Below are 12,960 nucleotides of genomic sequence, written 5' to 3'. Positions count from 1 at the left end.
CTTTACCGCGTTTATTCAAACGCGTCTAATAGAGTTTTTCTATACATTTATGCAATTCATCAATCGGATCATTGTCTGCCCAATTCCAGCAGAGACTGTAACAACTCATGATGTTCCCCCGCAAGGGAGATCAAATTTGTTTGCAGGGAAACGCCGGCTGTTTCGATAATATCCACTGGAATCAAACGGCCTTCTTCCGCCTCCTGCTTAGCGCATAACTCCGGAAGAAAACAAATTCCTGCCTTCCCCAGCACTAGCTTCTTGGCAATTTCGGCATTATCAACCTGGAACACAATGTTTGGCGGCTGTTCCAGACTCTCAAACACCCGGTGTATCCGCAGCCAATCCAGTGAACCGCACTCGAAAAATACAAGTCTCTCGCGCCGGATATCGCGAATCGATGCTCTGCCGGTAAGAGCCAGCGGGTGATCTTCATACACATACAGACGGATGGGGTCTTCAAAGAAAGGATAAGATTGAAAGGCAGGGTTCATCAGCTTGCGGACGAAAGCAAGATCAATCTCTTTGGCCGCCAGCATGTTGGCCAGTTCATTGGTCGGGGCTGTAACCAGCTTGAACTTGACATCCGGAAAGCGATGAGTGAGCAACATAAGAAGCCGGGGGATCAAATAATTGGATACTATGACGGTGCTGCCAATTCGCAGTTCGTGGGAAATCGCTCGTTTCGTTTGAAGCAGGTGCTTCCCTTTTTGATAGGTTTGGAGAATTTGCTGAGCATAGGGAAGAAACTGCCTGCCCTTGTCCGTCAAAACAACCTGTTTGCCCAGACGGTCAAACAACCGGCAATCGAGCTCGCGCTCAAGCGACTGGATGCGGGCTGACACAGTTGGCTGTGATAGAAAAAGAACGTCGGCTGCTTTGTTAAAGCTTCCGTAGTGGTTAATGTAGACAAAAGCCTCAATGTTATCGATGTTCAAAGTAACACCCCCACGAGCAATAAACTTACTATTCCAATAAATATAGATGGTTTTATGTCAGCAATTAGACATAAATTATTTTAATACTATGCAGCCTGAATTGTATTGTCAATCGTTATAAATTATTTTAATTTTCATATTTAAATAATTAAATTCATATATGTTTAGTTTGAATTGGCTGGTATACTGATTTCACTTTACGTTAGGCATTCATACATTCACTACGATCGAGTGTAAACCAAGGAGGGGTTGAAATGAATTCCACAGAAGAAGTGATCATACGAGATGCACAGGAATGGGAACGAGAGGAAGTTGCGAAGGTCATGCTCGAAGCATATGAGCAGTATGCCCCTGAACTGCCGCAGGCCCGGTGGGAGGAGTACCGGGATTCGATACGAAATTCGGTATACGGCAACGCTCCTTATGCCCGCATCGTGGCTGAATACAAGGGTGAAATCGTCGGCAGTGTTCAACTATTTCTTTCTTCGGCGGCAGCTTACGGCAAGCCGGAATTGGGGATCCACTCCCCGATTATGCGGCTGCTTGCCGTATCGCCATCCACCCGCGGGCGCGGGGTAGCCACGCTTCTTATTCAAGAAGCGGCCCGCAGATCGTTCCTGTTAGGAGCGGAAGCACTCCACCTTCACACCTCCGACATGATGTCCTCCGCTGTGAAGCTGTATGAAAGGCTCGGCTTTGTGCGTGCTTATGAAACAGACACGTCCAATGGAGTTACGCTTGTCAAAGGGTACCGGATTGGACTGCCTGGATCACTGCTGACGCAAAGCCCGGGATTTCCTGCGTCTGCCGACTTAGCCCAGCCGTGATCCCCCAAATTAACTGATCATCAATCTGCTCAATCTGCTCAAATCCCCTACCCTCTACTAATCGCTACTTCCCCCAGATCCATTCGCCTGTTACCGCATCGATAAAACGCAATGGCTTTTCCTCTCCCTGCTCGTCCGTAATGTGGGCCGCAGGCTCATACAACAGGCGAAATCTTGGTGCCTCTGGATCAGAATCATCCAGGTGCCATTTAAGCTTCAACTTCAACTGTTCAATATAGCGGGCTAAAGCGGCATCCGGCGAAATCAGCGGCTGAAATTGACGACTGGCTAACTGCTGAATCATTTCATAGGAAACGCCCATGTAAGAACATATTTCGCCTGACACCGTACTAACACTAATCATCGCCCGCTCATGGCTCACCGGAATTCCGGCAATATAAACAGGCAAATAGAAAAATTCACGCTCCCGCAGTTCCTTTTCTCCTTGCTTCTGGTCGACTTCGAGTTGAAAATATGCTCTATAATCCGGAAATACACGGTTTAAAAACCGCTCCGCCCGCTTCCAGCATTGCTCCCTGCTAAGAGCAGGCTGGCCTTCTTTCGTACTGTCCATCCGATGAAATCCTGCCAGACGATCCGTCGCTTTTTCTACTTGAACGATGATTGAAGATGGCTTGAAGGCTTGCAGCGAATCGCCCCATTTTCGCCTCATATAAGCATCAACGGATAACTCATCGCTTTCTAGCTGTTCTTCCTCCTGCTTTTGCAGCTGATACAAATACTTCACACGCTCGCCATCATCCGACTCCTTAACGAGCTCGTAATGCTCTAACTGTACGCCCGCCAACTGTTCCCATGATGGCTTCACGGAATTTAACGCAACGTCATCTTCAACCCCAATTTCATTAAAATCGGATTCCGAAGGAACAATAGGATGGCTTGGAGGCATAACGTAATGCTCGGGTTCATACAAATCATGGCCCGTAACCGCATCTATCCAGCGCTGACTCGTGATTGGCTCGTACACAAGTCTGTAGTCCTGTTCAACATCAGAGCTAGCAAATTCATACAGGGATGAATGTAAACAAACAATCGATAGCCTCAATTGACATTGTTCTATGATTTGCTGCCGCACAGCTTCTTTATCTTTAATCGCCGCAGGCCATTTCGGCTCGCTGACCTTACGGGAGCTGCGCTCTTTCAATCGATACCCGATAACGTTCCCCGCCCCGTCCACAATCAGCTTGCAGCCCGTACCGGGGAGCGGCAGCCCGCTTGCTTCCCTGCAGTATGTAATCTCGAACTTTCCACACTTCCCGATTACAGATTTCCACGTATATTCAGCAGGATCCGGCGCATGCTTGGCTACAAAAGCATCTGCAGCCGCTTCCGCTTCAGCGATCAAACCCCGCCTTGCCGTCTCCTCCCATTCTACCATTAAACCCGAACTTGCCGTCTCTTCCGTTTCTGCTGCTGCGTAATCGATACCAATTGCTGTAAGCTCTCCGTTACCCAGATCCAGTGAGATTTCAATTTTATCGTCACTTTGCCCGGGATCTTCCCAAATAAAACAGCGGTCCTGCTCATTCCCTTGGGGAATGCTGTCCTCCATCACAAGCCGGTAATGCTCAGGAACGGAAATTATATTGGTGGCGATTTTTCGCAGCTTATGTTTATCCATTCGCCAACGCACTCCTTTCTATTTCTATTGCATAGTTGAGAATATACTGCTTAGCCGTAACACCGAAACATATTATCATGCATGGCATATTTATCGTAATTTGGTGTTTTATAGAAATGTTACTTGCAAACTATTAAATTTGCAACTATTTAGCTTTTTATTATGCCGTGTACTTTCACATTTTTAAGCTCCCCATCATTTTTTACACCCCATTTTTCTAAAATAAGACCTAGGGGCTTGCTCTCACTCCTTTCCATGAAAAATGAACAAAATAAAAACCCCGCCACTTCAGAAAAACTAAAGCAACAGGGTTCGCTCAATTTCGTTCGGCTATTGTATCCTTCTGCTATTCTGATACCAGCTTGACGTTCGTAGAAGCAACCTCGTGTCCATTTACCAGCAGTATAATTCGATGCTCCCCAGGATAATGCCGGCGGGTCGTTAAATCCTTCCAACTATGTTTTCTAGTGCCTGTTAGATGGCTTCCCCCAGGAAAGGTTCTGTCGACCAAACGGAACAGTTTGCGTGAAGTCTGTCCCTTCGCCTTGACAAAGTCGATTCCGTATTCGACACGTGCTCGCACTGGCTCACCTTCACGAAATTGAATGTCGTAACTTAGCTCACTCCCCTCGCCGATACACAATATATTTTCGTTTATGGACAAAGCAGCAGTAGTGATTAGCTCTGCTATATCCACCGATTCCGTATAACCAAATAACTTCATCACTTCTGGATCCGCTTTACGAATCAAGGTGCGGCAAGCATGACGTACGATCCAATCGGTATCCGGATTGTCTCCCAGCCACTCCCGAGCCAGCTGGATAACGACCGAAGGATGATCCTTGGCTATATCATTCAAATTGTTGGCAACACTTTTACGCACATATAATGAAGGATCGGCCTTCAACTTCTCCAGCAAAGGAAGCATCGGGCCAGGGTCACGCTTAAACATCGGCAAGGCTTGTCCCCACGGCAAACGAGGCCGGCAGCCTTCGCTGGCAAGACGGCGTACGTGCTCGTCGGGATGTTTGGCCCACGCCATCATTTGCCGCAACATTCGTTCGGGCTCGCGCAGCAAAAATACGCGAACTGCAAATTCAGCGGACGACTTCGAAGTAAACCGTTCCAATGCTTGCATAGAGAGCTCCCAATGCTCCCCCGCCTGACCATATACCTCTATAAAGTCGGGAAAGAACAAATACGGAAACCCTACGCACTCCTCATCAATTTTATACAGTACGTTAAGCGCCTCTCCATAATTGCCAGGAAGATGCCGTCCTAGTGTAGAGCTGATTTTTCGTATTCTGGCTTTTAGTTCTAGCTCATCCCATGGCTCAGACAGTACATCCGCGATAAATGAAGATCCCTCAAACGGGCTATAGACTCGCTTCACCTTTTCGGCGAAACCGCTTAGAAACTCCTCGTTATACACTAATTTTAACGGCTCAGCCATCCTTTACTTCCCCCCTGTCTAAATGCATGTTCCTCCAACCATATTAAAGCAACAACTGTACAGATTGCTACTAAAAAGATGGCAAAAAAAAGAGACCGATATAGCATCTGCTCTCTTCCTAATAGATAGCAATATTCATGGCCTCATTCAAATCATCGAAGGTATTCACATTTACCCAGCCTATGCCATCTGTAGACCATGGACGCAGTTTGATTTGATCCAGGACGTCATTTATAGCATAAGGCCACCAGACGTTTACAATCCCTCTGTCTAAAAAGGTCGCGACCCGCTCGAAAATGAAAGCCGTATTGGAAGCCGATATTTTGGAAATACCGACGATTTCCCCCATGCTTTCTTCTACCATGAGCTTCTTGCTGATTTTAGTGATAAATCCGTTACGATCCACGCTAACCTTCATTGCTCCACTAGGAATTTCTTTCTTATCATCCACCATGAGAATATCGAACGGCGCTTGAACCGCTCTTAGCAGCAGTTTTGGCTCACAATATATATCCGAGCATATACACAACATCTCTTCATTGCCGACGTATTCCTCCGCTAATGAAAAAGAATAAATGTTGTCTTTTACTGAATACTGATCATTATATATAAACTGCAGCCGCACTTTAGGAAATCTTCGCCTCAAAAAACGCTCAAGTACTTCGTGCTGGTAACCCGTTATAATCGCCATTACCGAGAGCTGAAGGTCCACTAGCCCCTGAATGATATTTTCGATCATCGTTTGATTGCCTACCGTAATCATTGTCTTCGGCATATGATTCGTTAACGGTTTTAACCTTGAGCCCATTCCCGCAGCAAGTATGATCACCTTCATGGGTATCCTCCTCTTAATGTTTAGGACCATCCCCTACAGCATCGATTTATAGCATAGCTATTTTCTGAAGAATCTTTGCTGTGACTTCTCCGGATTTTCCTCTTAGCTGCTGAGGGAGAATCTGCCTCATGAATTGCTTGGTTCTTCCGTCTAATCCTTTTATCAAAGCAAGGTCTATCAGTTCAACCATATGATCAAAGTTATACGCATGGTAGCCGATTTTCTCGCTATAAATTTTGGCGGAAATGGAGTTTGGCCAATCCCTCATGACTTTCTCCTTGACAAGCCAATCAGGAAAGATGACGGGTTTTCCCAAGGCCCAGGCTTCATAAACAATGCTGCTGGTGTCCGAAATAACTACATCAGCTGACAGAAGCTCTTCCATGGTTGTTTTAGGATTAACCTGATCATAGGGATGCAAAGAAACACCAAAATGAATATGTGGAGGAAAGCGGTTAAGAAATTCCTTGAATGCAGGATAGGAGGAACAGGATTTAGAATGGGTTGGTGCATACAACACGGCTTTCTTGGTTGATTCGGCTGGTGGCTGGGTAGTAAACAAAATATCTAGCTTAGGATAACCTACTATAAACAATTTGCTCCTAGCCACTCCGTCACGCACCAGTTTGTTTACCCATAGCGGACCCGGAACAAACACATAATCATGAAAATCGACTTGTTCCCCTGTACGGATCTGTTTATCTGCAATCCCATGAAACATACTGACATTAATGCCAGTGTGGGCAACCTCATTCCTATATTCCTCTTCGTTAAAAAAATGAACGTTTACCGCGTCCTTCAACCCCCGGCGATCCGAAATCAAACTGTCCGGCAGGTATTTTCGAATCGGCTCTACGATACTTGTGATGATACGGGTATAGCTTTCGCTTTCAACGGTTATAAAGTTTATTGGTCTGGGCAAATTGTATCATCTCCCTGATCCTTTGCTCCACGGCAGCACATCCTTCGTGTTAATTCATCGTATTTGGCGAATATCCCTTTTGCTTGGGCAAATCCCCTATCATTTACAAATTAATGACATACCGCGAAAGGCATCATTCCAATACGAATCACGAAAAATTTCATCATCGACATCGAGATTCACATCTACGCTGCAAATGCCGTCATCTATCCAATTATGCTCAACAAGTCTTCCTTCCCTCGTATAGTTGATAATTAATAGATGTGTCTTGCCTTTGACCAAGGAAGATAGGCTGTCTCTCAAACGTACCGCATCCTCATAACTGCAGCGCTCGCGAACAAACAAAGCCGAATCTGCTTGGGCAGCTAAGCTCATAAAGCGGCTGGTGCGTCTGTCCAATTTCTCTTTAAATTCATAATAATTCGTAATCGCCGGATTATCGCCAGAGCACGGAAAATCATGAAAGGAATGCGCTTTGTATTCCGTGTCCTGAACCGAAAAAAATCCATTATGGGTGCCTAGTATCTTTAAATTCTGTTGCTCCATATATCCCTGAAAACGATGGTCCAATAAACGAATAAGATCTTTTGCTTCATGGATAATTACCCAATCGATTGGGCCCGAAAAATTTCTGAGCGATAATCTCTTCAACTGGTACGCTGTCATGCAATTATAGCCAAGGCTCATAATCATATCATATGGACGCTGTAATTCGGAAAGTCTCATTTTCTATTCCTCCCTATGAATGATGCTTACTAGTATCATATGCACGCCTCACACTATGAACTAGATATTAGTAGGGTGGCAAACAAATATTTTTGAAGAATAGATTCATGACTTTATTAGTTGAAACAATGTTGTTTCTTAGTTCATCTTATATAATCCTATCTTTCATAACAAAAAACAGCTCTCGTCTCTAAAGAGACGGGAGCTCATTAACAACCTGAAATCTATCCTATCTTTATTTCGCCAAGGCTCGCTCCTTTAACAAACAAGCGATCAATATTTTTCTCCACCGACGGGTCGGGAATAAGCGGCGGCGCTTGATGTGGCTTGCTGCGGGCATCGATAATGACGTTGTCACAAGCCCAATGCTTGTTGTCGTAGTAGCTGTTTACTCCATATATATCATGAGACGGATTGCTGCGCGTGAAGGTCACCCACATGAAATTGCTCAGGGATGCGCTCAGAAACTCGCTGTCGTCGCATAGAATAATCATTGGGCAGGAAGGGAATTCTCCTTTTGCCGCGATCGCCTTGGCAAGCTCCTTCATTTCCTGATTCACGCTGGTATAATCTCGGAATGCAGGTCCCTGCATAGCGACGATACCCGGCATGACGAAACGGACGTTTTCGTAGCCGCGAATTTCCTTCAGCCCGTCCGGCACTTCCGTGCACAGCTCCCTTTTCTTGTCTCCGTATGCTGCAAAAACAACCTTGCTCCCGGTATTCAGTCCCGTGCCAGAATAATCCAATGTATCGATCGTCGTATTCGTATGAAAATGGATATCCCGGTGAAGGTCAATGCGCTCCAGGATATAGCTCAAGAATTCGATTTCGCGATATGTGCTGAGCGGCTGCTTCTCTTCCGCGGTAATAAACAAATATTTCGCTAAGCTTAATTGGTTCGTTCCTAGAATATGATTGGCAATCGTCAACAGCTCGGCCGGCTGCTTCACTTGCTGATACGGCGTATATCGCTCGCTGCCGATCGCGAACAGGAGCGGATGCACGCCCGCTGCGTCAACTGCCTGTACCTCCTTCACGCCCGGAACCTCCAGCTTAACGGCATCGCCGGTCAGCTCATGGATCAGTTCGCCAAACGCCGTATCCTCCTGCGGAGGCCGTCCGACAACTGTAAACGGCCAGATGGCTTTTGGCTTGGCGTATACTTTGTGTACCTTCATGACGGGGAACGGGTGAATTAGGCTGTAGTAGCCCAGATGATCGCCAAAAGGTCCCTCCGGCTTCGTCTCTCCGGGATGGATTTCGCCCGTAATGACGAAATCCGCGTCATGGCTGATACAATAGCCGTCGACATAACCGTAGCGAAAACGCCGCCCGGAGAGCATTCCCGCAATCGTCAGCTCGCTCATCCCCTCCGGCAGCGGCATGACGGCGGCTAGAGAATGCGCCGGATGCCCGCCGACAAAACAGCTTACCTTCAGCGGTATCCCGTGCTTATTCGCTTTGTCTTGGTGAATGCCGATGCCGCGGTGGATTTGATAATGCATGCCGACTTCCTTGTTGATCTCATAGTCGTTGCCGCTAAGCTGCACGCGGTACATGCCCAGATTGGAATTCATGATGCCCGGCTTGTCCGGATCTTCTGTATATACCTGCGGCAGCGTAATGAACGCGCCCCCGTCCATCGGCCAGTGATGAATTTGCGGCAGATCCGAAATTTGTATCTCCTGCATGCCGGACGGCAGGCCGCCTGGCTTCTTGGACGGCAGCGCCGTAAGCGCGGCCAAGCCTGAGCTCATGCTTTGAAACGGCTTTTTCAAAGCTTTTATTGGATCATTGCGCAAAGCGATGACGTTCTCTGCGGCCTGCCACGTGTTGCGGAAAATGAATTTGCTCCGCTCGATCGTTCCGAAAAGATTAGAGACAGCCCGGTACTTCGTGCCCTTGACGTTCTCAAATAATAGTGCCGGCCCACCTGCTTCATAGACGCGCAAATGAATCGCGGCCATTTCCAAATAAGGGTCTACTTCCTCGCGAATACGGACCAAATGTCCGTGCCTTTCCAAATCAACGACGCATTCTTCCAAATTGCGATACTTCATATGTATACTCCATCCATTCTCCAGAGATATTCGTTCTTACAAGTGCTGTTTTAGCGTCAACATTCATACTTCCCTCATGATAACATATCAGAAGCGGGCTGGAGTAGTTTAATAGCCGATTCACTTGTGAACAATGTCAAAATAACACGGGCCGAAAAAAAGAAAAGCCCTCAAACCTTCTATGAGATAGAAAGTTTGAGGGCCGATAGTTCGATTATTGCCTAGTGTTGCATAGTGTTGCTTAATGTGAAATCATCGCTTTGGCATCCGGCATCGTCTCATTCTCGGTTACTGCATCTTCCGGTTTGTTCCGCGGCTTGCGCAGCAGAATGCTGAGAAGCAGCCCGGAGACCGCAATGCATGCCGTCACAAAGAAAGTATCGCCAAAGGCTAATGTCGAGCTCGCCATGACATCTCCGGCTGTATCTGGAGCAGTCATATGCGTCGTTATTTTAGATGTTAAATAGCCCGTCAAGCCGGCGATAGCAAAGGAAGTAACGACCTGCTGCGTCGCCGAGGTTAACGGTGTTACCCGATTCACGAGTCTGCGCGGCGCCGAATTAAGAATATGCGTATTCAGCGGCATCATCGTCATGCCCATGCCTGCCCCCATGAGGATAAGTGGCACTACAACCATGATCAACGAGGTATCCACCTTGATTTGCGAGAGCAGGAACAGCGCCGTGGTAATCAAAGTAAGGCCAGTCATGGCGAGCGGACGCGCACCCCATTTATCAAACAATCTTCCGCCAATCGGCATCATGATCATCGAAGCCAGCGCCTGGGCCAGCGTCGTGAACCCGCTCTGCAGCGGCGTAAATCCCCTTACGTTCTGCAAATAGAGCGGGACCATCAAAATCGCTCCGAACAGCGCGACCTGCACAATCCAGGACAAAAGCACACCCCTGGTAAAATCAGAAGACCCGAAGACACGCAGCTCGAGCAGCGGTTCCTTCTTATTCAATTCTACGATGATGAAAATAATGAGCGCAATGCCTCCGACAAGAAGTGCCGTTAACGTCACCGGGGAAGACCAGTCCGTTCCCCCTTCATTTACACCAAAAGCCAGCGTGGCAAACGCAATCGGTGCCAGGATCATTCCAAGGATGTCCAGTCCTGGAACCTTCTTGCTCTCAAACTTGGGCAGGAATTTTATGCCGACAATAATCGCGGCGATGCCAATCGGCAGGTTAATCAGGAAAATCCAATGCCAAGAAGCGATCTTTATTAACCAGCCCGATAAAATCGGTCCCGAAGCTGGCGCAAGCAGCATCGGAATACCCAGCATTCCCATAACAGCCCCTCTCTTGTCGGGTGGAGCCAGCTTGAACACCATCGCCATGCCGATCGGGGCAACCATCCCCCCGCCTAGTCCTTGAATAACCCGAAAAACGACGAGCTGCTCGGACGTCTGAGCCAAGGAGCACAGCACTGAGCCTAGCGTAAACAACGTAATCGTAATGAGGAATACCTTCTTCGCCCCAAACTTATCCGTCATCCAGCCCGCTAGCGGAATAACGGCGGACAACGCCAGAGTATACCCTGTAATCGTCCATTGGATGGCCTTTAGCGAGGTGTCGAAAAATTCCTGCAAATTCGGTATCGCTACATTTATGACTGTACTATCGAGAATAACCATGATCATTCCTAGAATAACAGCCAGCAGAGGCGCTATTAACGACTTAATTGAGAACTCTGCCGGTTCATTGACGGCGTCTTTGGACATGGGTTTGTTTTCTCTCCATTTCTCTCTGTAATGGTTTCCCTAAATATATGTTAGGATATATACGGAAAACAAAATAACTCCTCATGACTACATGGTTTTTAAAAAAACCAGCTGGTCATTGAATACAATAATTCTACTTAAATTTGAAGCAATGTCAAACATTTTTTAGAGAAAAGAGTGAGGGTTTTGAGTGTAACCAAGCAGAAAATTTTGGATTCGGCCATGCGTTTCTTTTTAGAGAAAGGCTATCTTGCTACCTCGATCCAGAACATTGCCGACGACTGCGGCGTAGCCAAAGGCTCCTTGTATAATTTTTTCAGCTCGAAGGAAGACATCCTGATTGAAATTTTAATATCGCAGCAAGAAAGCATGATTGAGCGGAAGGAGCAAATCCAAAGCGACAAATCGCTGTCCTCGAAGGAAATTTTTATCCGCGAAACGGAGTGCCAATGCGAATTTTTCTTGAATAACAATTACATGATGCAGGAAATGAAGAAATTCTCGACGCCTGATGGCAAGGTCGCTCCATTTTTATATCAAATGAGAGCGATCCTGCTCAAAAGCAACATCGAGAGCCTCATTCGGGTTTTTGGTGAAGGAGTCCGACCCAACGTCTGGGATCTTGTCTTCATTTACAACGGGATCATTCGCGAAATCATCTTCTTGATGGTATTCGAAAATAGATTGCTGCTGCTTCGCGACGTGGCAGAATTTATCGTTCATTGCATGGAAGATATGGCTACGAATACACAGGCGGCCAGCAGACCTCCGCTGCTCAAAAAAGAAGATATGGATACGTACATGCAATCAGCACTCCAGGGAGAGTCTCTCTGTACCCGCCGCAGACTGCCTGACCTTCTCAATGATCTTATGACCACCATTCCGGAGCTGCAGATTACAAATTTCAAAAAAGCCGAGCTGCAGGAAGCCGCCGAACTGCTCCAGGAAGCCCTGCAGGCGGAGCAGCACAAGCCGGTATTGATCCGCTCACTGATCGGATTCATGGAAAAGGAGCACAGTCTTCGCCAGGTGCTGAAGCAAATCGAAAAGCTCGTTTTCGGGAGCTAAATTTTCTCCCTATCTCCATTTCTCCATATCGAAATCTCCATATCCCCATATCTCTGTATCTCTATATCGAACGGAATCATGACCACCCGTTGGGCGGGTGGTTTGCTGTTGGGGTATAACCCCCTGTTGCCAAACTGCGCCTAAAAATGCTAGCCTGACCACAAATCTGATCAGGCTCAGTGTTATTTGTCGCTTTCACTTACCTGTTAAACTGGTTTATTTCTTTTTGCTCTTGTTGCTGCATAACGGATCTTCAATGTGGTATTTGCACATCCACTTTGTGTAAGCTAAGCTATAGCTCTTATCCAAGACTGTTCCTTTCCCAGGGCTTAGATCGAAAATGTGACTCAGAACGTGAACGAAATTTTATAACGAAGCTGATGATCGCTATCTGTGTAAAAATAACCCTTCTCAAAATGTAACGAAGCTGGGCAACGTTATTTCAGTCTTTACTGCTTCAAACAGAGGAAAAACCGCAAATAGAGTGTCTGAGATTCGTTGCTATGAACGTTTTTGTCAAACCCTCTATTTTTTCTGCCTGAGCACGTGGCGCGAGAGCAAAAATGCGGGCGACGGTCGGCACGCTGCTATCCGTGGGTTGGGTACCACATGTTATGCCTTCGTCAAGGAGAGCTTTTGCAAGCTAGAAACGCACGTTCAGTTCTTGGCAAACCTAGTGCAAACGAATCACGCATATTCTCTCCCGAACCTTCGTTTGCTCCCGGGCCTCGTGCTCCGGCGTGAGCTTGTCAAGTGCCTT

10 protein-coding genes are annotated in these 12,960 nt (G+C 47.0%); 2 read left to right on the top strand and 8 right to left on the bottom strand.

Annotated elements, in window-relative coordinates; all coding sequences use genetic code 11:
• Positions 1 to 68: 68 nt before the first annotated feature.
• Entirely contained in the window at positions 69 to 938 is an 870-nt protein-coding gene (locus G358_RS0122765; RefSeq protein WP_019639562.1) for a LysR family transcriptional regulator, read from the bottom strand.
• Between the two features lie 254 nt (positions 939 to 1,192).
• On the opposite strand from G358_RS0122765, the gene G358_RS0122760 reads away from it, so the two are divergent.
• Positions 1,193 to 1,765 (top strand): GNAT family N-acetyltransferase, encoded by a 573-nt coding sequence (locus G358_RS0122760; RefSeq protein ID WP_019639561.1) that lies wholly within the window; start codon positions 1,193 to 1,195, stop codon positions 1,763 to 1,765.
• A 64-nt stretch (positions 1,766 to 1,829) separates the two neighbouring features.
• Here the strand turns inward: G358_RS0122760 and G358_RS0122755 are convergent, their stop codons facing one another.
• The 7 genes from G358_RS0122755 to G358_RS0122725 all read right to left on the bottom strand — a co-directional run bounded on the left by G358_RS0122755 (position 1,830) and on the right by G358_RS0122725 (position 11,132).
• Positions 1,830 to 3,407: a YcdB/YcdC domain-containing protein gene (locus tag G358_RS0122755; protein WP_019639560.1), complete on the bottom strand. Its 1,578-nt coding sequence runs from the start codon at positions 3,405 to 3,407 to the stop codon at positions 1,830 to 1,832.
• A 346-nt stretch (positions 3,408 to 3,753) separates the two neighbouring features.
• Positions 3,754 to 4,860: a DNA alkylation repair protein gene (locus G358_RS0122750; protein ID WP_019639559.1), complete on the bottom strand. Its 1,107-nt coding sequence runs from the start codon at positions 4,858 to 4,860 to the stop codon at positions 3,754 to 3,756.
• Between the two features lie 118 nt (positions 4,861 to 4,978).
• Positions 4,979 to 5,695: a phosphocholine cytidylyltransferase family protein gene (locus G358_RS0122745; protein WP_019639558.1), complete on the bottom strand. Its 717-nt coding sequence runs from the start codon at positions 5,693 to 5,695 to the stop codon at positions 4,979 to 4,981.
• A 46-nt stretch (positions 5,696 to 5,741) separates the two neighbouring features.
• The gene (locus tag G358_RS0122740) at positions 5,742 to 6,497 is read right to left on the bottom strand and encodes a CDP-glycerol glycerophosphotransferase family protein (protein ID WP_157274458.1); all 756 of its coding nucleotides are present in this window, start codon (positions 6,495 to 6,497) and stop codon (positions 5,742 to 5,744) included.
• A gap of 219 nt (positions 6,498 to 6,716) precedes the next feature.
• Positions 6,717 to 7,343, bottom strand: a complete 627-nt coding sequence (locus G358_RS0122735; RefSeq protein WP_019639556.1) for a DUF1796 family putative cysteine peptidase — start codon at positions 7,341 to 7,343, stop codon at positions 6,717 to 6,719.
• A gap of 224 nt (positions 7,344 to 7,567) precedes the next feature.
• Entirely contained in the window at positions 7,568 to 9,406 is a 1,839-nt protein-coding gene (locus tag G358_RS0122730; protein WP_019639555.1) for a UbiD family decarboxylase, read from the bottom strand.
• A 241-nt stretch (positions 9,407 to 9,647) separates the two neighbouring features.
• Positions 9,648 to 11,132 (bottom strand): MDR family MFS transporter, encoded by a 1,485-nt coding sequence (locus tag G358_RS0122725; RefSeq protein ID WP_019639554.1) that lies wholly within the window; start codon positions 11,130 to 11,132, stop codon positions 9,648 to 9,650.
• Between the two features lie 186 nt (positions 11,133 to 11,318).
• Between G358_RS0122725 and G358_RS0122720 the strand changes: the two genes are divergently transcribed.
• The gene (locus G358_RS0122720) at positions 11,319 to 12,200 is read left to right on the top strand and encodes a TetR/AcrR family transcriptional regulator (RefSeq protein WP_019639553.1); all 882 of its coding nucleotides are present in this window, start codon (positions 11,319 to 11,321) and stop codon (positions 12,198 to 12,200) included.
• Positions 12,201 to 12,960: the final 760 nt, after the last annotated feature.

Source organism: Paenibacillus fonticola DSM 21315 (assembly GCF_000381905.1).
In the GTDB taxonomy this organism is placed as follows: domain Bacteria; phylum Bacillota; class Bacilli; order Paenibacillales; family Paenibacillaceae; genus Fontibacillus; species Fontibacillus fonticola.
The sequence above is the reverse complement of the archived record's forward strand: the minus strand, read 5'-3'. Positions and strand labels throughout refer to the sequence as shown.